This is a genomic window from Micromonospora jinlongensis (assembly GCF_013410645.1).
GTDB classification, from domain to species: domain Bacteria; phylum Actinomycetota; class Actinomycetes; order Mycobacteriales; family Micromonosporaceae; genus Micromonospora; species Micromonospora zamorensis.
In genome coordinates this window covers 2,335,195-2,355,438 of the sequence record NZ_JACCHK010000001.1, presented here as the reverse complement: position 1 = coordinate 2,355,438, position 20,244 = coordinate 2,335,195, and the positions used below count along the sequence as shown (strand labels likewise).

Here is a 20,244-nt window from a genome sequence, read left to right as displayed (position 1 = left end):
AGATCGAGTCGGCTGTCCAGGGAACCCTATGAAAGAAACCAACGCTCATCAACCACGCGCCTGCACCTTTGCTTCAGCGAGGCCGGAGATGCCCAGGCCAGGCGCGTCGGGCAACACCACGGTCGCCCCCTCGTAGCGTATTCCGCCCTGCACCGGTGACCAGGCCAGCCACCAGGCGGCGTCCAGGTCGGGCACCGCCGTGGTGCCGTACGCGGCGACCAGGCTCGCCGCCGCACCGATGCCGACCTGGCTCTCCATCATGGAGCCGACCACCGTGCCGAGCCCGTGGGCGCTGGCCAGTTCGAGGAGGGTACGCGCCGGGTGCAGCCCACCGCACTTGGCCAGCTTGACGTTGACCAGGTCGGCGGCCCGACGACGGATCACCTCCACCAGGTCGCGGACCCCGAAGACCGCCTCGTCGGCCAGGATCGGCACGGACACCCGGTCGCTGACCCAGGCCAGGCCGTCCAGGTCCCAGCGGGCCACCGGCTGCTCGACCAGCTCCACGTCGAGGCCGGCGTCCTCGATGCCCCGAATCACCCGGACCGCCTCCCGGGGCGTCCAGCCCTGGTTGGCGTCGAGCCGGATCCGCACCCCCGGGCCGACGGCCGCGCGAACGGCACGGACCCGGTCCAGGTCGGTGCTCGCGTCGGTGCCGACCTTCAACTTCAGCACGCCGAAGCCGTCCGCCTGCCGCTGCCGCGCCGCCGCCGCCAGGTCGACCGCGTCGCCCGCCGCGAGCGTGACGTCGGTCGGCACCCGCAGCCTGGTGCCCCCGAGCAACCGCACCAGGGGTACGCCCAACCGCCGGGCGGCGAGGTCGTGCAGGGCGACGTCCACCGCGGCCTTCGCCGCCTCGTTGCCGACCACTGCGCGCTGCACCTCGGCGCACCGGGCCACCAGGTCGTCCGGGTCACGGCCGATCAGCTGGGGGCCGAGCAGTTCGCGTACGCACGCCAGTGCGCCGGCGACCGACGCGCCGGTGACCTGCCACACCTGCGGGGCCTCGCCGAAGCCGGAACGGCCGTCGGAGTCGACCAGTTCGACGACGAGGGTGTCCACTGTGGTGGTACGACGCAACGCGGTGACGAACGGGGTGTGTAAGGGGGCCGAAACCCGGTGGGTGCGTACCTCCGAGATCGTCATGTCAGGCACCCTATACGCAGGCGCACGTCGGGATGGGAGACCGGATGACCGGGCAGGGCTGGGAGCTGGTAGGTGCACCGAACGCACGCGATCTGGGTGGGCTCGTCGGTGCCGACGGGAGGCGGATCCGGGCGGGGCAGTTGCTCCGCACTCCCGCGCTGGGCCGGCTGACCGACGAGGATCTGCCGGTGCTCGCGAAGCTGGGACCGGCGTGCGTGCTCGACCTGCGCGCCCCCGCGGAGATCGAGGTCGCCCCGGCGGATCGACTGGCCGGTGAGCCACGGGTGGTGTGCCTGCCGGTGCACGATGCGGAGCACCCGGTCTTCACGTACGTGTCGGCCGTGCTGCTCGGCCACGACCTGAACGCGTACGCGGAGCTGGCACGGCAGGGCACGACGGGGGCGATGGCCGCCATCTACCGGTGGTTCGTGACCGGCGAGTCGGCTCGGGTCGGCTTCGCCGAGGCGGTGCGGCTGGCCGCCCAGCCGGAGAACCTGCCGTTGGTCTACCACTGCTCCGCCGGCAAGGACCGCACCGGTTGGCTGACCGTCATCCTGTTGACAGCGCTCGGGGTGGACGAGGCGGCGATCCGCGCCGACTACCTGCGCAACAACGAACTGACCGACAGCCTGCGCGCGGTGATCATCGAGGCGATGCGGCGGCGGCAGCCGGAGCTGGACGTCGACGCGGTGCTGCCGGTGTTGGAGGTCCGCGCCGAGTACCTCGACGCCGGCTACGACGAGGTGCGCCGGGTGCACGGCTCGTTCGACGCGTACCTGCGGGACGGGTTGGGGTTGACCGACGAGACCCTCAGCGCGTTGCGGGCGCGACTGCTGGAGTGACCGGCGGGCCCGGGGGTGTGCCGACGCGGGCGGCCAGGCCGAGGACGATCAGCGCCTGGCCGGCGGCGTAGGTGGCCATGACCAGCACGGGTGCGCCGGGTGGTTGGGCCACCTCGGCCACCCCGGCGGCGATCAACAGGTCGGAGCCGAGGAACAGCGCGGCGCCGAGACCGACCCGCCAGCCCTGGGTGGTGGCGGTGGTGGCCATCGCGGCCAGCGCGAGCGCGTAGCCGGCCACCGGCACGGCGAGCCCGGCGTCGGTCAGCCCCGCCCACATCCACCACAGCGCGACGACGGTCAGCACCGCGTACGTCAGGGGGACCGCGAGCAGCGGCGCACGCCGCAGCGCGGTCGCGGCCCCGTGTCGGGTGAACGCCACGATGTAGCAGAGGTGCGTGCCGAGAAAGCAGGCCATGCCGGCGATGAACCAACCGGTGCCGTCGCCGAGCAGGAACACGTCGCCGCCCGTGGAGAAGGCCAGCCCGACGAGCACCAGCCGGTCCGGGCGGGCGCCTCGCTCGGCGGCGGCCCGCCAGAGGTACGCGGCCAGCAGCGGCATCAGCAACGGCTTGGTGAGTGCCTCGGCCACGCGGCCATCGGTGGCGTTGGCCAGCAGGTTCGCCGCCGTCACGACGAAAAAGGCGATGAGGATGGTGCGACTGCGGGGCATCGGCGGCTCCGGGGTGGGGGTGCGAGCAGCCTAGCCGGAGCGCCGGGTCGTGGTCAGAGCTGGTGACGGGCGGCCCAGACCTGCGCGGAGATGTGTGCGAGCAGCCCGCAGGCGTCGTCCTCGACCTCGTCGTCGCCGCCGGCCAGGTCGGTGGTGGTGCAGACGGTGATCAGGTAGGGCGGGGCGTCGTCGGGCAGGACCAGGCCCGCGCCGTGTCGGACCCCGCGTACCCAACCGCTCTTGTGCGCGATGCGGGTGCCCTCGGGCAGGCCGGCGGCCAGGTCCTCGCGGTGCTCCTGGGCGAGGAGGACGTCCAGCATGGCCGCGCAGCCGGCGGGCGAGGCGAGCCGGCCCGGGGTGTCGGCCCCGGTGGCCAGTGCGCCGAGCAGGGCGGCCAGGTCGGCGGCGGTCACCGTGTTGGTGATGCCGGCCTCCCGGGCGGCGAAGTCCTCGATGCCGCGGCCCGTGACGCTGGTGCGGGCGCCGGTGCGGGCCCACACCTCGGCCACCGCGGGCAGCCCGACGTGCCCGATGACCAGGTTGGTGGCCAGGTTGCTGGATCGCACGATCATCCGGTCGGCCAGCCAGCGCAGCGACGCCGTGCCGCCCAGCCGGTCCCAGACCGCGTCGTCGTTGTCGTAGTGCTGGGCGCAGGAGAACCGGGGCGCGCCGGGCTGGGCGGAGTCGAACTCGTTGACCACGGGGACCGGGGCGTCCAGGTCCAGCGTGCCGGCCTCGGCGGCGCGGTGCAGGGCGGCGAGCACCGCGACCTTCATGGTGCTCGCCGCGTAGTGGGCGGCGTCCGGGTGGCGGGCCCAGGTCGGCGGCGCGTCGGGTCGGCCCACGTACGCCGAGACGGTGCCGGGCACCTTGTCCAGGTGGGCGTCGAGATCATCCCAGGTCATGCCGGTGACCGTAGCCGATCGGCGGCAGCCAGTCGGGCTGGCCCGCGTACCCCCTGGGGAAAACGGACGGGCGCGCCGGCCGCAAGCGGCCGACGCGCCCGGTGTCGGGTGCTGGTGTGCTCAGCCGGCGTGCTTGCGGCGGGCGGCGGCCCGGCCCCGCTGCTGCTGGTCGAGCACCACCTTGCGGATGCGCACCGAGGTCGGGGTGACCTCGACGCACTCGTCCTCGCGGCAGAACTCCAGTGCCTGCTCCAGCGAGAGCTTGCGCGGCGGGATCAGCTTCTCCGTCTCGTCGGAGGTCGACGCCCGCATGTTGGTGAGCTTCTTCTCCTTGGTGATGTTGACGTCCATGTCGTCGGAGCGGGAGTTCTCCCCGACGATCATGCCCTCGTACACCTCGGTGGTCGGCTCGACGAAGAGCTGACCGCGCTCCTGCAGGTTGATCATCGCGAAGGCGGTGACCGCGCCGGCCCGGTCGGCGACCAGGGAGCCGTTGTTGCGGGTGCGCAGCTCGCCGAACCACGGCTCGTAGGACTCGAAGACGTGGTGCAGGATGCCGGTGCCCCGGGTGTCGGTGAGGAACTCGGTGCGGAAGCCGATCAGGCCGCGCGCCGGAACCAGCCACTCCATCCGGATCCAGCCGGTGCCGTGGTTGACCAGCTGCTCCATCCGGCCCTTGCGGGTGGCGAGGAGCTGGGTGATAGCGCCCAGGTATTCCTCGGGGGCGTCGATGGTCAGCCGCTCGACCGGCTCGCAGGTCTTGCCGTCGATCTCCTTGGTGACAACCTGCGGCTTGCCGACGGTCAGCTCGTAGCTCTCCCGGCGCATCTGCTCGACCAGGATGGCCAGCGCCAGCTCGCCGCGGCCCTGCACCTCCCAGGCGTCCGGCCGCTCGGTGGGCAGCACCCGCAGCGACACGTTGCCGATCAGCTCCTTGTCGAGCCGGTCCTTGACCATCCGGGCGGTGACCTTGGAGCCCTTGACCCGGCCGACCAGCGGCGAGGTGTTGGTGCCGATGGTCATCGAGATGGCCGGCTCGTCGACGGTGATCAGCGGCAGCGGGACCGGGTTCTCGAGGTCGGCGAGGGTCTCACCGATCATGATCTCCGGGATGCCGGCGACGGCGATGATGTCGCCCGGGCCGGCGGTCTCGGCCGACGTGCGCTCCAGGCCCTCGGTCATCAGCATCTCGGAGATGCGGACCCGTTGGGTGCTGCCGTCGGTGCGGCACCAGGCCACCGTCTGACCCTTGTTGATGGTGCCCTGACGGACCCGGCACAGCGCGAGCCGGCCGAGGAACGGCGAGGCGTCGAGGTTGGTGACGTGGGCCTGCAGCGGCGCGCCGTCCTCGTACGAGGGTGCCGGGATGGTGTCCAGCAGGGTGCGGAACAGCGGCTCCAGGGAGGTGCTGTCGTCGGGCACCGAGCCGTCGGCCGGCTGGGTCAGCGAGGCGATGCCGTCGCGGGCGCACGCGTAGACGATCGGGAAGTCGATCTGCTCCTCGTCGGCGTCCAGGTCGAGGAAGAGCTCGTAGGTGTCGTCCACGACCTCCTTGATCCGGGCGTCGGGCCGGTCCACCTTGTTGATCACCAGGATGATCGGCATCCGGGCCCGCAGCGCCTTGCGCAGCACGAAGCGGGTCTGCGGCAGCGGGCCCTCGCTGGCGTCGACGAGCAGCACCACACCGTCGACCATGGTGAGGCCGCGCTCCACCTCGCCACCGAAGTCGGCGTGGCCGGGGGTGTCGATGATGTTGATGGTGACCGGGTCGGAGCCGTCCGCCGGCAGGTAGCGCACACCGGTGTTCTTGGCCAGGATCGTGATGCCCTTTTCCCGCTCCAGGTCACCCGAGTCCATCACCCGCTCGGTGTTCTCGCCCCGGGCGCCGTACGCCCCGGCCTGCCGCAACATGGCGTCGACCAGGGTGGTCTTGCCGTGGTCGACGTGAGCGATGATGGCGACGTTGCGGAGGTCGGTGCGAAGCTGCATACCCTCTATCCTTCCGCCTGCGCTCGCGCAGGCTGCGTCGGGGTCACCCCCAGGTGCCCCTGATCTATGGTGAAACTGCTGTCCGGGTGGTTCCCCCGGCTGGCATGCTGGCTCCCGTGTCCCGGGGGCCTGAGTGCACGACCTGCTGACCTGGGTGCAGGGTCTGCCCACCCTGTGGATCTACCTGGTCGCCGCGCTGATCGTGGCGGGCGAGACCGCGGTGATCTTCGGCCTGCTCGTGCCGGGTGAGGCTACCCTGCTGCTCGTCGGTTTCCTCACCTACAACGGTACCTTGCGGCTCGCGCCGGCGTTGCTCGCGATGATCGCCGCGGCGGTCCTCGGCGACGGGCTGGCCTTCCGCGCCGGACGGCGCTACGGCCCCCGGCTGCGTGCCGGGCTGGGTCACCGGGTCGGGCCACAGCGGTGGGGTCGGGCCGACGCCATGCTCGCCCGGCTGGGTGGTAGGGGCGTGTTCGCGGCCCGTTGGGTGGCCTTCGCCCGCACGTTGGTGCCCCGGTTGGCGGGTGCGGCCGGCATGCCGTACCGGCGGTTCGCCCTGTGGAACCTGGCCGGGGTGGTGACCTGGGTGGGCGGCTCGATCCTGCTCGGCCACCTCGCCGGTGAGTCGTACGACACGGTCTCCCGACTGCTCGGCCGAGCCACCGGCGCGGCGCTGGTGCTGCTGGCCGGCCTGTTGGGTGTGGTGCTCGCCGGCCGGTGGCTGGGTCGCAACCCCGACCCGGTACGCGCCCTGCTGTCCCGGGCGGGCGCGCTGCCCCCGGTGCGCTGGCTCACGGCCCGCTACGGGGTGCTGTTCTTCCTGGTGGCCATGCGGATCGGGCCGGGGTGGACGCTGCTGCTCAATCTGGCCGCCGGGCTCCTGCTGCTCTTCGCCGCCGGGTTCGCCATCGCGGGCCTGCTCGCCGTGGCCGTCCGCAACAGCGGGTTGGCCGCCCTGGACGGCGCCATCGCGGGCTGGTTCGCCTCCCGGCGTACCCCCGGCGCGGCCGACGCCACGATGGCCGTGGTGTCGGTGCTACGAGGGTCGGTGCTGATCGTGCTGGTGGCGGTGGTGGCCGCGGTGCTGGCGTGGCGTAATCGACCCTGGCGGGCGGACCTGCTCAGCGTGGTCGGCACTGTGGGTGCGTTCGTGCCGCTGGTGGTGCTGGCCGTGGTCGCCGAGCTGACCGGACCGCCCGGCAGCGCGCCAGGTGGCGGCAACTCTGCCCCGCTGCCGACCCAGAACGCCGTGGTCGCGGCCAGCCTGTGCACCCTGGCCTGGCTGGTGTCGCGCAGTTCCCGCTGGCCGGTGGCGGTGGCCGCCTGGACAGCCGCCGCCGCGGGGGTGCTCGGGATCAGCGGCGCACGGCTCTACCTCGGTCTGGACACGGCGAGCAGCACCGCCGCGGCGGTGCTGCTCGGGGTGCTCTGGACGGTGGTCTTCGTGGTGGCGTGGGCCACCCGGGACCGGGCGGTGGGGGATCTGGAGCAGCCGGTGGAACAGGCCCGGCCGCCGTCGCAGGGGCACCGCCGCCCAGTTGAACCTTGCTAGGGTGCGGCGAGGATCACACCGGGGGAGGCAAGGGCATGGTTCGACGGACGAGACGGCTGGGCACGGCGGTGCTCGCCGGGTTCCTGTTGGTGAACGCGCTGGTCGGCTGCGCCGCCAAGGGGCAGAGCCCGCAGGACCTGGCCGCTCCGGTGGCGGTCACCGACGCGCCGACGGACGCCCCCGCCGACGAGGCCACCGGGGAGCCGAGCCCGTCGGTGAGCGCCCTGGAGTCGATGGGCGCCGCGCCGGGACGTAGCGCGACCCCGACGCCGACGAAGAAACCGACGAAGAAGCCGACCCGCACGGCGCCCAAGCCACTCGCCGTGGCGAAGCCGCCCACCGAGACGCAGGTCCCGCCGGCCCCGCCGAAGCCCGCGCCGAGTTCCTGCAAGCCGACGTACAAGGGCACCCAGGCGACCCGGGCCGAGGCGAAGGCGGCGCTGACCGACGCGGCCGGGCGCACCTACTGGCCGACCTCCGCGCCGGACATCAAGGTCCCGCTCACCCTGCTCAAGGCCACTGCCTGGCAGGAGAGCGGCTGGCAGTCCAACATCTACGCCTGCGACGGCGGTGTCGGGCTGATGCAGGTGATGCCGGGCACCGCGACCTGGATGAACCAGCGGTTCGAGAAGAGCTACGAGATCGACGACTACCGGGACAACGCCTACCTCGGCGCCACCTACCTGGCCTGGGCCACCAAGTACATCGGCGACATGTACTTCGAAGCCGACTACCGTCTCGATCCGGCCCTGTGCACCGCCGAGCTGAACTCCTGCCTGCTCAACGCGGTCATCGCCTCGTACAACTTCGGGCACGGTGCGGTGGCGCAGGAGGGCAAGCCCCTGGCCATCCCCAACCCGTCGTACGTGCGCAACGTGCGGGCGCTGATGACCGAGTGCGTCTGCCTGGACTACTGACCTCGACGGGGCCGTGACGGTGTCGCCACGGCCCCGCATCGGTCAGTCGCGGGCGGCGACCGGCTCCGGCGAGGCCGGGATGTCCTCCGGGCGGTCGCGGTTGATCCGCCCGGGCCACCAGAAGCGCTCACCCAGCATGAACGCCAGCGCCGGCACCAGGACCGTGCGCACCAGCAGGGTGTCCAGCAGGACGCCGATGCAGACGATGATGCCGATCTGGGTCAGTGTGATCAGCGGCAGCACGCCGAGCACCGCGAAGACCGCGGCGAGCAGCACCCCGGCGCTGGTGATCACGCCGCCGGTGACCCGCAGGGCGGAGAGCATGCCGTCACGGGTGCCCGCGCTGCGGGCGTCCTCCCGGGCTCGGGTGACCAGGAAGATGTTGTAGTCCACCCCGAGGGCCACCAGGAACACGAAGGCGAGCAGCAGCACGCCGCTGTCCAGGGCGGGGAAACCCAGCACGTGGTCGAAGAGCAACCACGCCGCGCCGAGGCTCGCGAAGAACGACGCGATCACGGTCAGCACCAGCAGCAGCGGTGCCAGCAGGCCGCGCAGCAGCAGCACGAGCACGGCGCCGACCAGCAGCAGGATGATCGGCAGGATCAGTCGCAGGTCGCGGTCGTTGGCCTCGTCGGAGTCGTACGTGGCGGCCACGGAGCCACCGACGATCGCCCCGGACGGCGCGTCGGCGCCGGCGGCGGCCGGGGGAGCGGAGTCGGGAACGGCGGCGACGGCCTCGCGCAGCGCCTCGATCGCGCGGTCCGAGGCGGTGGTGCCGGGCTCGGCTTCCAGGACCACGTCGACCTGGGCCACGGCGTCACCGGCGTCACCGGGGCGCGCCGAGGCCACACCGTCCACGCCGGTGGCGGCGTCGGTGACGGCCCGCACCGCCGCAGGGGTGGTGAGCACGGCCACCGGCTGGGTGCTGCCGGCGGGGAAGGCCCGCGCGAGGGTCTGCGCCCCGGTCACCGCCTCGGGCTCGGCCCGGAACTGCTCGGTCTCGGACAGGCCGGTGCGGATCCCGAGCCCACCCAGCGCCAGGCCGCCGAGCAGCAGGGTGGCCAGCACCGCGACCACCACCGGACGGCGTTCCACGGCGCTGCCGAGCCGGCCCCAGAGCCGTCCCTCACGGACCGGGCCACCGACACGGGGCACGAACGGCCAGAACAGACCCCGACCGAAGAGCACCAGGACGGCGGGGAGCACGAACAGGGCCGAGAGCATGGCGAAGACCACACCGGTGGCGCAGGCCACCGCCAGCGCCCGGTTGGTCTCCTGCTCGCTGAGCAGCAGGGTGAGGACACCGAGGATCACGGTGCCGCCGCTGGCGAGGATGGGCTCGGCGGTGCGGCGCAACGCGGCGCGCATCGCCGCGAACCGGTCCTCCTCGCGCCGCAGCTCCTCCCGGTAGCGGGCGATGAGCAGCAGGGCGTAGTCGGTGGCGGCGCCGAAGACCAGCACGCTGGCGATGCCGGTGACCTGGCCCTGCTGAAGGTTGATGCCGACGGCCGGGACGATGGTGTCCACCGCGCGCAGGGTGAGCTGCTCGGTCGCCGCGACCACGGCCAGCGGCACGATCCACAGGAACGGGCTGCGGTAGGTGATCAGCAGCAGCAGCGCCACGACGGCCGCTGTCACCGCCAGCAGGGTGATGTCGGCGCCGTCGAACACCGAGGAGAGGTCGGCGGTGAAGGCGGGGGAGCCGGTCACCTCGGCGCTCAGCCCGGGCAGGTCCGCCAGGGCGGTGCGCAGCTGGTCCACCGTCTCGGTGACGGCCTCCTGCCCGCCGGCGGTGTCGATCGGGACGGCGATGAGGGCCACCGTGCCGTCCGGGGAGACCTGTGCGGGGCTGACCTGCCCACCCACCGCGAAGCGGCGCAGGTCGCCGGCGCGAGCGTCGACAAGGGCCCGGTCGGCGTCGCTCAGCGCGCCCCGGTCGCCTCGGCTGACCACCACGATCGCCGGTTGCACGTCGCTGGACGGCAGCTGCTCCTGTAGGCGCTGCACCTGGGTCGACTGCCACTGGACGGACAGGCCGGTGGAGGAGACCGGCGCCGGGTTGTCCGGCTGGGGTGTCCCGAAGACGGCTGCGGCGACGACGATCGCCGCAGCCACGGTGAGCCAGGCGGCCAGTCGGCCGCGGGCGACTCTGGTGAACACAGACATCAGGTGACCTCAGGGTCCTTCGAAAGCCGAGTATCTTGACTTTCGAGATTATCGACCGTTGTTCTATGCTGCAACCCGAGAGACCGACGACGGGAAGAAGCGGCGCGAGGTGGCGACTCACGGCATGTACCGACGGCGCGACACGCGCCGCGAGCAGCTGGCCGCGGAGATCACCAACACCCTCCGGCGGTACGCGGCGGACGCCCAGCAGGTCGGCCACGCCTTCGCCAACCTGCACGGCCTCAACCCGACCGACCTGCAGGCCTTGATCGCCGTGATGGACGCCGAGCTGCTCGGAGACCCGATCACCCCCGGCCGTCTCGGTGAGCAACTCAACCTCTCCTCCGGCTCGGTCACCGCCCTGATCGACCGACTTGAGCGGGCCGGCCACATCCGCCGCGACCGCGACACCGTCGACCGGCGCAAGGTGCTGCTGCACTACGCCGACCAGGGCGCCGCCCTGGCCATGCAGTTCTTCCGGCCGCTGGGTGCCCGTACCGACGCGGTGATGGCCCGCTTCGGCGAGGACGAGCTGGAGATCGTGCAGCGGTTCATGGCGGAGATGAGCGAGTCTCTGCGGGGCCACCGCGACGCGGTACGCGCCGCCCGGCCCGAGTCGCCCCGCCGCCCGACGGGCTGACCGGTGCCGGACCGGCTCGCCGCCCGCCTTGCCGCCGCCGCACTGCGGCTGCCACCGATCCGGCCCGGTTCGGTGCGGGTCAGCCGTGACATCCCGGTCCGGGCCCGCGACGGTGTGGTGCTGCGCACCGACCACTACGCCCCGGCGGTCCGGGACGCGCCGACCGTGCTGATCCGCACCCCGTACGGGCGGGGCGGACCGCTGCGGCTGCTCGGCCGGCTGCTCGCCGCGCGGGGCCGGCACGCGGTGATCCAGTCCTGCCGGGGCACCGACGGCTCCGGTGGGACCTTCGCCCCACTCGTGCACGAGCGCGACGACGGGTTGGACACCCTGGAGTGGCTGCGCCACCAGCCCTGGTGGGCCGGCCGGCTCGGCATGTTCGGGGTCAGCTACCAGGGCTTCGCGCAGTGGGCGCTGGCCGCCGACGCCGGCGAGGAGCTGCGCGCGATGGTCGCGGTGGTGACCGCCTCGGCCACCCGCGACTCGACGTACGCGGGGGAGTCCTTCGCCCTGGACACCGTGCTGACCTGGGCGGAGCTGCTGCACGCGCAGACCGTGCCGTGGCTGGCCCGGCAGTGGGAGCTCAAGCGCGGGCAGCCCCGGCTGGCCGCCGCGCTGAGGCACCTGCCGCTGGTGGACGCCGACCGGGTGGCCACCGGCGTGACCATCCCCTTCTTCCAGGAGTGGCTGCGTCACCACAGCCCGGACGCCGTCTACTGGCGGACCCGGGTCTTCGCCGACCGGGTGGCCCGGGTGCGGGCGCCGGTGGTCATGGTCACCGGCTGGCACGACATCTTCCTGCCCGCCCAGCTGGACGACCACGCCACCCTGCGCGCCGCCGGCGCCCAGCCGCGACTGGTGATCGGCCCCTGGACGCACGGCAGCCCCGGCCTGTTCGTGGCCGCCCTGAGTGAGGGGCTGGCCTGGCTCGACGAGCACCTGACGGCCACGCCACCGGCGGACGAAGATCCGCTCCGGAAAGCCCCGGTACGGCTGCACGTGAGCGGTCCCGGCGGCGGCTGGCGGGACCTGCCGGCCTGGCCACCACCGGCGGTCGAGACCCCCTGGCACCTGCATCCGGGTGGTGAGCTGGCGGTGCGCCCGCCGGTGACCTCGGAGCCCGACGGGTTCCGGTACGACCCGGCTGACCCCACCCCGTCGCTGGGCGGCCCGCTGCTCGTCGCCCAGCGGGCCGGCCCGGTGGACAACCGGCCCGTCGAGGCCCGCCCCGACGTGCTGACCTACACCAGTGCCCCGCTGACCGGGCCGGTCGAGGTGATCGGCCCGGTACGCGCCGAGATCCACGTCCGCAGCGAGCTGCCCTACCTGGACGTCTTCGTGCGACTGTGCGACGTGGACCGCCGGGGTCGCTCGTGGAACGTGTGCGACGGTCTGGTGCGGGTGACACCCGACCGCTTCCCGGCTGACCCCTCCGGGACGCTGCGGGTCCCGGTGCCGCTCTGGCCGACCGCGTACCGGTTCGCCGCCGGGCACCGGCTGCGGGTGCAGGTCAGCGGTGGAGCCCATCCGCGCTGGGCGCGCAACCCCGGCACCGGGGAACCCCTCGGCACGGCGGTTACGCTGCGTGCCGGCTGGCGGCAGGTTCTGCATGACCCGGCTCACCCTTCGGCGCTGCTGTTGCCGATCGTCCACTCTGCCCCCGCGCAACCTCCAATTTGAACAATGCCCCTCTGAGCTGGGCATTTACCGGAAATGCGGGCTATGGTTGAGTCAACGCCCGGCGCCGTGCATCAGCAGACCGGGCTCGCCCAAAGCCCAGCACCGCGTACGCGGTGTGACGTCGTGCCCGGTCCCCGCCCCATCTGAGAGGGGGACCCCATGACCCGGGCCCCGGCTAACCTGTTGGCCCTGCGAACCCTGCTCCTCACTCACCTCGACAACTCCCCCGGCCCGGACGACCTGGATCCGGCGGAGGTCGGCATCGTCGGCGACCCGGCCCACCGGGGCGGCTATCACTGCGGATCGGACCGGGTGGTCTCAGGCGACTACTCGGTGGTCGAGTCACCCCGGGATCGGGCCGGACTGACCCTCGACGCGGCGGCGCTGGACGTCGGCCCGTTCGAGGTTCGCTCCGGTGGCCGTACGCACACCCTGGTCAGCTTCTCGGCCTGGTGTGTGGCCCAGTGCGCCGCGAACGCCGCCGACACCCGGGACATTCGCGAGATCATCTACAGCCCCAACGGCAGCACGGTGAAGCGGTGGGACCGCCTCGGCAAGCGCAGCAGCGGCGACAGCTCACACCGCTGGCACACCCACTTCAGCTTCTTTCGTGACGCCATCAAGGCGGGCCGCGACCAGCGGCCATTGTTCCGCCGCTATCTCAGCTCCATCGGACTCCTGGAGGACGACGACATGACCCCCGAAGAGCACAACTGGCTGGCCACCGTCCACAAGAACCTCACCGTGCTGGACGGCCGCAACCCGATCGGGCAGATCTACCTGCGGCTGGCCGAGGGCCGGGACGACACCGGTGCGGCGGTGACCGACCACCCGAACCTGAAGAGTCTCGGCGCGCAGCTGACCGCGTTGCAGTCGGCGCTGTCCGCGCTGTCCAGCAAGGACTTCACCGACGAGACGGCGATCGCGCAGGGCGTACTGGCCTCGCTGACGCCGGAGAAGATCGCCGCGGCCATTCCACCCGCCATCGCCAAGCAGGTCGCCGACGAGCTGGCCCGCCGGCTGGTCGCCTGAGCGAGGGGCGGCCCGTAGCCGCCGGGCCGCCCCTCTTGGCAGTCCCAGTCCGCAACAACTGTTGGGCAATAAGTATTGCGCAACGGTCGTCGCGGATGGCATCGTGGCGGTATGGAAACCCCCGCCGTACGCCAGGTCACCGACTCGCGGGTGCTGGCCGCCATGGCCCACCCACTGCGTCGCCGCCTGATGGACGTGCTCAAGGTGCACGGGCCCTCGACCGTCGGTCTGCTCGCCGAACGCACCGACCAGGCACCGGCGAACGTCAGCCACCACCTCAAGGTGCTCGCCGCCGCGGACCTGGTCACCGAGGCCCCCGAGCTGGCCCGCGACCGGCGCGAACGGTGGTGGCGGCTGGTCACCCGCGGGCTGCGCTGGTCCAACACCGACTTCGACGCCGACCCGGCCGCCCGGGCGGTCGCCGACGCCGCCACCTCGCTCAACCTCGACCGGCACGTCGCACTGGCCCGCGCATGGCACGCCGCCGACGAGGCCGAGCAGGCATCCTGGCGCGACGCCGCGTTCTCCACCGACCACTGGCTGCGCCTCACGCCCGAGGAACTGGCCGAGCTGAGCCGCGAGATGATCGGCATCCTCTCGCGGTGGGCCAACCGGGACCTGCCCGACGACGACGCCGAGCGCCGCCCCGTCTTCGTGTTCGTCCACGGCGTGCCGGCGCGACCGTGACCGCCGCCACCCGCAGCGACCGGACCCCCGTCAGCCATGCCGGCGGATTGCTGCGGCACCGCGATTTCCGGCTGCTCTGGACCGGCCAGACGGTCAGCAGCATCGGCAGCAACGTCACCACTGTCGCGCTTCCGCTGGTTGCGGTCGCCGTCCTGGACGCCGGCACCTTCCAGGTGGCGGTGCTCACCGCCGCGGCCTGGCTGCCCTGGCTGCTGATCGGCCTGCCGGCCGGCGCGTGGGTGGACCGGCTGCCCCGCCGACCCGTGATGGTGGCGTGCGACCTGTTCCGCGCGCTGCTCTTCCTCAGCGTGCCGCTCGCCGCCGCACTCGACCGGCTCACCGTCTGGCACCTGCTGCTGGTGGCGCTCAGCGCCGGCGTGGCCCGGGTCTTCTTCGAAACAGCCGACCAGGTGTACCTGCCGGTGCTGCTGCGACCCGAGCAACTGCCGGAGGGCAACGCGAAGCTGCACGCCGCCCAGACCGCGAGCTATGTCGTCGGCCCCGGCGTCGCAGGTCTGATCGCCCAGCTCATCGGTGCGGTCACCGCTCTGCTGCTGGACGCGATCAGCTTCCTGGTCTCCGCGGTGTGCCTGCTGCGGATCCGCACCGTCGAACCGCGCGTTCGCCGAGTGGACCAGTCCCGGTCACTGCGCCGCGACATCGCCGAAGGGCTGCGCTTCGTCGCCCGAGACCCGTACCTGCGGGTGCTCACGGTCTTCGGCGCGGCCAGCAACATCGGGCTGACCGGCTACCAGGCCGTCCTGGTGGTCTTCCTGGTCCGTGAGTTGCGTCTCGAACCGGGCCTGGTTGGCGTCCTGATCGCCGTGATGAGCGCCGGAGGGATCATCGGGGCGTTGCTCGCCACCACGCTGGGCCGGCGCTGTGGCACCGCGCGGGCGCTGCTGATCGGGGCGGCGTTCACCGGCCCGCCGGCTCTGCTCATCCCGCTCGCCGCACCCGGCATCGGGCTGGCCTGGCCAGCCCTCGGAGGTCTGCTGATCGGCCTCGGCGTGGCCATCGGCAACGTCGTCAAGGGCGCCTTCCGGCAGACCTACACGCCGCACCACCTGCTGGGCAGGGTGACGGTGAGCATGCATCTGCTCAACTACGGCACGATCCCGCTGGCGGCCCTGCTGGCCGGCGCGATCGGCGCGCGGTATGGCGTCGGGACAGCAATATTCGTGATGACCGCCTGGTTGGCGCTCACCCCGTTGATTCTGTTGATCGGGCCGATCCGGAGGCGGCGGGACCTGCCCGCCGCCCCGGCGGCGTCTTGAGTGCGCTGCGACGGCGGCCGGAAGACCGGCCGCCGTCACCGGCACGGAGCTACATCGGGCGGACGTTGTCCGCCTGCGGACCCTTCTGCCCCTGGGTCACCTCGAACTCGACCTTCTGGCCCTCGTTGAGCTCCCGGTAGCCGCTCGAAGCGATCGCGGAGTAGTGGACGAACACGTCCGGCCCTCCGCCATCCTGCTCGATGAAGCCAAAGCCCTTTTCCGAGTTGAACCACTTAACCGTGCCGGTTGCCATGCATCTCTCCCTGTTCAAAGCGGCTGACCCTCGGCCTCTGGCCGATGATCGCCCGTACCTGTTCGACAGTAACGGGCAAAACCCCAATCCGCTGGCCGAAGTGCCGTAGGTCTTTGTGTGAAGTCGGGTGAACTCTGCGCGGCGGCATGCGAAACCCGCCCCGACCACCCGCCGCTGGGGCATGCTTGCGCCGATGACAGGTGCCGCAGCCGACGCGCTGACCGAGCTGGAACGCGAAATCGACGCGCCCGGCGCCGGCCTGGACCGGCTCCGGTTGGTCCCCACCCCGTTCGTACCCGAGGTGCGGTTGCACCTGGCCGAGGACGCGATCGTCTGGTGGGCTCGGATGGAAGCCGCCGCAGGCCACGCCCTACCCGCGCCGTACTGGGCGTCCGCCTGGGCTGGAGGCCAGGCACTGGCCCGTCACCTCCTGGACCACCCGGAACTGGCCGCCGGCCGCCGGGTGCTCGACCTCGCCGCCGGGTCGGGACTGGTCGCCATCGCCGCCGCCCTGGCCGGCGCCACGCAGGTGACCGCCAACGACATCGACCCGTACGCCGTCGCCGCCGTCACGCTCAACGCGCGCGTCAACCGGGTCGCCGTCGACGCCGTCGGAGACGACCTGCTCGACAGCGCCGACGCGGAAGCCGACCTGGTGGTCGCCGGCGACGTCTTCTACGACCGCGAGATGGCCGACCGGATGCTGCCGTTCCTCCAACGGGCCGCCGCCGCGGGTGCCGACGTGCTGGTGGGGGACCCCGGCCGGGGCCACCTGCCGACGGACCGCCTGACCGTGCTGGCCGACTATCCGGTGCCCACCACCGAACCGTCGGTCGACTCGTCGCTACGCCGGGTGCAGGTGCTGCGACCCGTCTGAGTGCGGACACCGCCTCCGGGGCGACCCCGAGACCGATACCAGGGGTGCCTGGGGGCTGTAACCGGATGTCCGAAGTGGTGCCGCGGCCATAGCGTACGAGGCATGACGCAATGGCTGGCACAGATCGGTGAACTGCCCGTTCTGCTGCTGATGGGTGCGCTCGGGCTCGTCATGCTCTTCGACGCCGTACCCCTGCTGGGTGTCCTGATCCCCGGCGACGTGGCGATCCTGGCCGCCGTCGGGGTGGGACGCCCGACCACCGGGCTGGCCACCTTCGCCGCAGTCCTGGTCGGCTGCCTGGCCGGCTGGTCGTTGAGCTTCCTCGTCGGCCGCCGCTACTCAGAGCAACTGCGGCACAGCCGGATCGGCGGCTGGATCGGCGAGGCGCGCTGGACGGCGGCGGAGGGCATCCTGCGTCGCGGTGGCGGTCGGATGATGGTCGTCGCGCCGTTCCTGCCCGTGTTCAACGCGCTGCTTCCGCTGGCCGCCGGTGGGCTGCGGATGTCGTACGGCCGATTCCTCGGCTGCGCCGCGATCGGCGCGACCGCCTGGGCCGGTCTCTACCTCGCGCTGGGCACCGCGTCACGGTCGCTGGCCGGGCTGCTCCCGGGGGACCCCAGCCCGCTGCTGGTCACCATGGGGGTCGGGGTGGTGTTGGCTTCCGTCGTGCTGCTGGGGGCTCGGCGGCGGTTGTTCGCTGTGACTGGCTGAGTTCTGGTTGCGGTTGCGGGTCGGTGGTTGCGGTTGAGGGTCGGTGGTTGCGGTGTGGGGGCGGGGCCTGCCGCGCCCGGCTCCGGGCGGTCAGGCTTGATCCCTGCGCCGGGCACGGCAGGCCCCGCCCCCGTCGTGGTTTCGGCTCGTGCGAGCGTTCCGCCGCCGTCGGTGGGTTATTGATCTTGGTGGTTCCTGGTCGACGTTTGGTTTTTGGGCTGGCTGTTACCAGCCTCTTGCTTTCCACTGGGGGAGGGCTGGGCGTTCGGCTCCCAGGGTGCTGTCGCTGCCGTGGCCGGGGTAGAACCAGGTGTCGTCCGGAAGTTGGTCGAACAGCTTGTGCTCGACGTCGTCGATCAGGGCGGCGAAACGCTCCGGGTCCTTGTCCGTGTTGCCCACGCCACCTGGGAAAAGACTGTCCCCGGTGAAGAGGTGCGGGGTGCCGGCCGGGTCCCGGTAGAGCAGTGCGATCGACCCCGGGGTGTGCCCCTTGATGTGGATGACCTCCAGCGCGCAGTCACCCACCGCCACGGTGTCGCCCTCGACCAGACGCTCCGCCTCGATCGGCAGCCCGGCGGCGTCGTCGGCGTGCACCAGCGCCCGGGCGCCGGTCGTGGCGACCACCTCCTCCAGCGCCACCCAGTGATCCATGTGCTGGTGGGTCGTCACCACGGCGGTGAGCCCACCGTCGCCGATCAGCTCCAGCAGCCGGGGCGCCTCGTTGGCGGCGTCGATCAGCACCTGCTCACCAGTGCCCGTGCACCGCAGCAGGTAGGCGTTGTTGTCCATCGGGCCCACCGACAACTTGCTGATGGTGAGCCCGTCCAGCTCCCGTACCGCCGGCGCGCCGCCGTGCGTGACGTCTCCGCTGTATGTCATGACGTTTCTAGATCCATTCCGGTGGAGTAGGCAGGGGACCGTCGGGCGTGACGGAGAGCGGTTCGCCGTCGGCGCGGCCGATCAGCCAGGCGGCTAGGTCGAAAACGGGACCGGTGACGATCGGGGCGCCGTCCCGGTCGCCGAGCACCACGTCGTGCTCGCTCCCGTCCACGCGTAGCACCATCGACGGCGGTGTCGGCCCCGTGGCGTGATGGCTGGCAGCCTCGCGCAGCAGTCGGTGGGCGAACGTCTCCGACCAGTCGGCGGGTCGGTAGTCGGCGGCCAGGTCGAGGTGGTGCACCTCGATCTCCCGCAGCCGGCCCCAGACGAGCAGCGCGGCCGGCCACGGGCCCTTACGCGCCTGCACCGTCGCCGCCCACGCCTCGGCGGGCATCGCCTCGACCGCCTCGGCGAACAGGTCGGCGGTGCGCCGCAGGTCGTCCAGGTGCTCCGCGGGCGGGCGGCCCGAGCCGGCGTCGATGTCCGCGGTGCGGGCCGCCAGCGACGAATACATCGGCAGCGCCTGCCCGGTGCGGGCCGCGGTGAGCAGGTTGACGAAGCCATCGGCGTTGCGCGCCACGTGGGCCAGCACGTGGCCGCGCGTCCAGCCCGGGAGCAGCGACGGGGCCGCCAGGTCCGCGGCGTCGAAAGAAGCGGCGGTACGCAGAAGTCGGCTGGTGGCCGCGTCCACCTCGCCCATCAGCAGCAGCGGGTCCGTGGTCACCCGTCGACCCTAGCGGTCCGCCGTCAGGACGTCGCCGGGGAAATCGCTTTCGGCGCGTCGGCGCGCGACCTACCGTCAGCGGCAGACGCGGCACCGGGACATCGGACGGAGGTGGTTGATCATGCCGGACGTGGCACGCGTGTTCCGCCATCACCAGCTTCGACACGATGAGGATGCCATGACGATCGATCTGACCGCCCTCGGCTGGGACGCCGAGCGGGCGGCGTACGCCGAACGACGCGGCGAGCACCACCCGGGTCGGGTGGCCCGGGTGGACCGGGGCGTCTGCACGGTGCTCACCGCGACCGGCCCGCTCCGGGCCAGCCTGGGCGGGGCGGTGCTCGCCGCCGCCGCCCGGGACCCGTCCGCGCTGCCCTGCGCCGGGGACTGGGTCCTGCTCACCCACTGGCCGGACCGCCGCGTCACAGTGGAGGCCGTGCTGCCCCGGCGGGGCGCGCTGATCCGGCGTACCGCCGGCAAGGACGCCAGCGGCCAGGTGCTGGCCGCCAACCTCGACGCGGCCGCCGTGGTGGAGCCGGTGCACCCCGAGCCGGACGTGGGCCGGATCGAACGGTTGCTCGCCCTGGCCCACGAGTCCGGCGCCCGACCGCTGGTCGTGCTGACGAAGGCCGACCTCGCGGCCGATCCGGCCGCGCTGGCCCGCCAACTCGCCGCGATCGCGCCCGGGGTGCCGGTGCTGCCGATCAGCGCGGAGCGTGGCATCGGGCTGGACCCGCTGCGCGCCGAGGTGACGCCCGGCCGCACGCTCGGCCTGCTCGGGCCCTCCGGGGCCGGCAAGTCGAGCCTCGTCAACGCCCTCGTCGGGGCGGTGATGATGCCCACCCAGGCGATCCGGCGCGTCGACGGCAAGGGTCGGCACACCACGACGTGGCGGGCGCTCGTACCGATCCCCGGTGGCGGTGCGGTGATCGACACACCCGGTGTGCGGGCGGTCGGCCTGCTGGACGGCGCGGCCGGGCTCGACCGGGCGTTCGCCGACATCGCCGGGCTGGCCGAGGGCTGCCGGTACGCCGACTGCGGGCACGACGGCGAGCCCGCCTGCGCGGTCCGCGACGCGCTGCACACCGGGGAGCTCTCCACCCGTCGGTGGGAGAACTGGCGGCGCCTCCAGGGTGAGGTGGCCCACGAGAGCCGACGGCGGGAGGCGCGGGTGGCGGCCGAGCGGCGCGGCGGATGGCGGTCGGCTCGACGTCGGACGGCCCGGCCGCCGTCGCCCGGGGGCTACTGACATTGACCGCCGGTCGGGACTGTGGCGGTGGGGCTGGCGGACCTTCCA

19 protein-coding genes are annotated in these 20,244 nt (G+C 72.6%); 11 read left to right on the top strand and 8 right to left on the bottom strand.

From position 1 onward, the window contains the following. Positions 1-48 precede the first annotated feature (48 nt). Positions 49-1,146: a mandelate racemase/muconate lactonizing enzyme family protein gene (locus HNR22_RS09975; protein ID WP_179780123.1), complete on the bottom strand. Its 1,098-nt coding sequence runs from the start codon at positions 1,144-1,146 to the stop codon at positions 49-51. 44 nt (positions 1,147-1,190) lie between these two features. Here HNR22_RS09975 and HNR22_RS09970 point away from each other — a divergent pair, with 44 nt between their 5' ends. Further along, complete coding sequence (locus HNR22_RS09970) at positions 1,191-1,988, top strand: tyrosine-protein phosphatase (RefSeq protein ID WP_179780122.1); 798 nt, start codon at positions 1,191-1,193, stop codon at positions 1,986-1,988. Here the strand turns inward: HNR22_RS09970 and HNR22_RS09965 are convergent. From HNR22_RS09965 to typA, 3 genes are all read right to left on the bottom strand, one after another. Beyond that, on the bottom strand, positions 1,957-2,658 hold the full coding sequence (locus HNR22_RS09965; RefSeq protein WP_179780121.1) for a lysoplasmalogenase: 702 nt from the start codon (positions 2,656-2,658) through the stop codon (positions 1,957-1,959). The genes HNR22_RS09970 and HNR22_RS09965 overlap by 32 nt on opposite strands. 53 nt (positions 2,659-2,711) lie before the next feature. After that, positions 2,712-3,563, bottom strand: coding sequence for a serine hydrolase (locus HNR22_RS09960; protein WP_179780120.1), 852 nt, complete (start codon positions 3,561-3,563; stop codon positions 2,712-2,714). 120 nt (positions 3,564-3,683) lie between these two features. Then, positions 3,684-5,552 (bottom strand): translational GTPase TypA, encoded by a 1,869-nt coding sequence (gene typA, locus HNR22_RS09955; RefSeq protein WP_179780119.1) that lies wholly within the window; start codon positions 5,550-5,552, stop codon positions 3,684-3,686. Between the two features lie 133 nt (positions 5,553-5,685). Here typA and HNR22_RS09950 point away from each other — a divergent pair, with 133 nt between their 5' ends. Further along, on the top strand, positions 5,686-7,104 hold the full coding sequence (locus tag HNR22_RS09950) for a VTT domain-containing protein (protein WP_179780118.1): 1,419 nt from the start codon (positions 5,686-5,688) through the stop codon (positions 7,102-7,104). Between the two features lie 35 nt (positions 7,105-7,139). Further along, on the top strand, positions 7,140-8,021 hold the full coding sequence (locus tag HNR22_RS09945) for a lytic transglycosylase domain-containing protein (protein WP_179780117.1): 882 nt from the start codon (positions 7,140-7,142) through the stop codon (positions 8,019-8,021). A 42-nt stretch (positions 8,022-8,063) separates the two neighbouring features. On the opposite strand, the gene HNR22_RS09940 is transcribed toward HNR22_RS09945, so the two are convergent. After that, on the bottom strand, positions 8,064-10,187 hold the full coding sequence (locus HNR22_RS09940; RefSeq protein WP_179780116.1) for an MMPL family transporter: 2,124 nt from the start codon (positions 10,185-10,187) through the stop codon (positions 8,064-8,066). Between the two features lie 124 nt (positions 10,188-10,311). Here HNR22_RS09940 and HNR22_RS09935 point away from each other — a divergent pair, with 124 nt between their 5' ends. The 5 genes from HNR22_RS09935 (at position 10,312) to HNR22_RS09915 (ending at position 15,503) form a co-directional block, all read left to right on the top strand. Then, entirely contained in the window at positions 10,312-10,827 is a 516-nt protein-coding gene (locus tag HNR22_RS09935) for a MarR family winged helix-turn-helix transcriptional regulator (RefSeq protein WP_179783488.1), read from the top strand. Between the two features lie 3 nt (positions 10,828-10,830). After that, positions 10,831-12,507, top strand: a complete 1,677-nt coding sequence (locus HNR22_RS09930) for a CocE/NonD family hydrolase (RefSeq protein WP_179780115.1) — start codon at positions 10,831-10,833, stop codon at positions 12,505-12,507. A 159-nt stretch (positions 12,508-12,666) separates the two neighbouring features. Beyond that, positions 12,667-13,539 (top strand): hypothetical protein, encoded by an 873-nt coding sequence (locus HNR22_RS09925; RefSeq protein ID WP_179780114.1) that lies wholly within the window; start codon positions 12,667-12,669, stop codon positions 13,537-13,539. A gap of 111 nt (positions 13,540-13,650) precedes the next feature. Further along, a complete protein-coding gene (locus HNR22_RS09920; RefSeq protein ID WP_179780113.1) occupies positions 13,651-14,226 on the top strand; it encodes an ArsR/SmtB family transcription factor in 576 nt (191 codons plus the stop codon). Next, the gene (locus HNR22_RS09915) at positions 14,223-15,503 is read left to right on the top strand and encodes an MFS transporter (protein ID WP_179780112.1); all 1,281 of its coding nucleotides are present in this window, start codon (positions 14,223-14,225) and stop codon (positions 15,501-15,503) included. The genes HNR22_RS09920 and HNR22_RS09915 overlap by 4 nt, the downstream gene beginning before the upstream one ends. A gap of 49 nt (positions 15,504-15,552) precedes the next feature. Here HNR22_RS09915 and HNR22_RS09910 read toward each other — a convergent pair whose 3' ends face one another. Continuing rightward, positions 15,553-15,756, bottom strand: coding sequence for a cold-shock protein (locus tag HNR22_RS09910; protein ID WP_007462771.1), 204 nt, complete (start codon positions 15,754-15,756; stop codon positions 15,553-15,555). Positions 15,757-15,949: 193 nt separating this feature from the next. Between HNR22_RS09910 and HNR22_RS09905 the strand changes: the two genes are divergently transcribed. Together HNR22_RS09905 and HNR22_RS09900 are read left to right on the top strand one after the other, a co-directional pair. Continuing rightward, positions 15,950-16,633, top strand: coding sequence for a class I SAM-dependent methyltransferase (locus HNR22_RS09905; protein ID WP_425488047.1), 684 nt, complete (start codon positions 15,950-15,952; stop codon positions 16,631-16,633). A 102-nt stretch (positions 16,634-16,735) separates the two neighbouring features. Continuing rightward, positions 16,736-17,344: a DedA family protein gene (locus HNR22_RS09900; RefSeq protein WP_179780110.1), complete on the top strand. Its 609-nt coding sequence runs from the start codon at positions 16,736-16,738 to the stop codon at positions 17,342-17,344. A gap of 225 nt (positions 17,345-17,569) precedes the next feature. On the opposite strand, the gene HNR22_RS09895 is transcribed toward HNR22_RS09900, so the two are convergent. Beyond that, positions 17,570-18,223 (bottom strand): MBL fold metallo-hydrolase, encoded by a 654-nt coding sequence (locus HNR22_RS09895; RefSeq protein WP_179780109.1) that lies wholly within the window; start codon positions 18,221-18,223, stop codon positions 17,570-17,572. A 7-nt stretch (positions 18,224-18,230) separates the two neighbouring features. Beyond that, a complete protein-coding gene (locus tag HNR22_RS09890; RefSeq protein WP_179780108.1) occupies positions 18,231-18,947 on the bottom strand; it encodes a maleylpyruvate isomerase family mycothiol-dependent enzyme in 717 nt (238 codons plus the stop codon). Between the two features lie 178 nt (positions 18,948-19,125). On the opposite strand from HNR22_RS09890, the gene rsgA reads away from it, so the two are divergent. Continuing rightward, entirely contained in the window at positions 19,126-20,196 is a 1,071-nt protein-coding gene (gene rsgA, locus HNR22_RS09885; RefSeq protein WP_179780107.1) for a ribosome small subunit-dependent GTPase A, read from the top strand. The last annotated feature ends 48 nt before the right edge of the window (positions 20,197-20,244 follow it).

What these genes read in the sequence shown, in the direction of transcription:
- rsgA (WP_179780107.1), top strand. Translation starts at nt 19,126, where the DNA reads ATGACGATCGATCTGACCGCCCTCGGCTGGGACGCCGAGCGGGCGGCG.
- HNR22_RS09900 (WP_179780110.1), top strand. Translation starts at nt 16,736, where the DNA reads ATGACGCAATGGCTGGCACAGATCGGTGAACTGCCCGTTCTGCTGCTG.
- HNR22_RS09910 (WP_007462771.1), bottom strand. Translation starts at nt 15,756, where the DNA reads ATGGCAACCGGCACGGTTAAGTGGTTCAACTCGGAAAAGGGCTTTGGC.
- HNR22_RS09945 (WP_179780117.1), top strand. Translation starts at nt 7,140, where the DNA reads ATGGTTCGACGGACGAGACGGCTGGGCACGGCGGTGCTCGCCGGGTTC.
- HNR22_RS09935 (WP_179783488.1), top strand. Translation starts at nt 10,312, where the DNA reads ATGTACCGACGGCGCGACACGCGCCGCGAGCAGCTGGCCGCGGAGATC.
- HNR22_RS09925 (WP_179780114.1), top strand. Translation starts at nt 12,667, where the DNA reads ATGACCCGGGCCCCGGCTAACCTGTTGGCCCTGCGAACCCTGCTCCTC.
- HNR22_RS09920 (WP_179780113.1), top strand. Translation starts at nt 13,651, where the DNA reads ATGGAAACCCCCGCCGTACGCCAGGTCACCGACTCGCGGGTGCTGGCC.
- HNR22_RS09965 (WP_179780121.1), bottom strand. Translation starts at nt 2,658, where the DNA reads ATGCCCCGCAGTCGCACCATCCTCATCGCCTTTTTCGTCGTGACGGCG.
- typA (WP_179780119.1), bottom strand. Translation starts at nt 5,552, where the DNA reads ATGCAGCTTCGCACCGACCTCCGCAACGTCGCCATCATCGCTCACGTC.
- HNR22_RS09895 (WP_179780109.1), bottom strand. Translation starts at nt 18,223, where the DNA reads ATGACATACAGCGGAGACGTCACGCACGGCGGCGCGCCGGCGGTACGG.
- HNR22_RS09975 (WP_179780123.1), bottom strand. Translation starts at nt 1,146, where the DNA reads ATGACGATCTCGGAGGTACGCACCCACCGGGTTTCGGCCCCCTTACAC.
- HNR22_RS09970 (WP_179780122.1), top strand. Translation starts at nt 1,191, where the DNA reads ATGACCGGGCAGGGCTGGGAGCTGGTAGGTGCACCGAACGCACGCGAT.
- HNR22_RS09960 (WP_179780120.1), bottom strand. Translation starts at nt 3,563, where the DNA reads ATGACCTGGGATGATCTCGACGCCCACCTGGACAAGGTGCCCGGCACC.
- HNR22_RS09905 (WP_425488047.1), top strand. Translation starts at nt 15,950, where the DNA reads ATGACAGGTGCCGCAGCCGACGCGCTGACCGAGCTGGAACGCGAAATC.
- HNR22_RS09940 (WP_179780116.1), bottom strand. Translation starts at nt 10,187, where the DNA reads ATGTCTGTGTTCACCAGAGTCGCCCGCGGCCGACTGGCCGCCTGGCTC.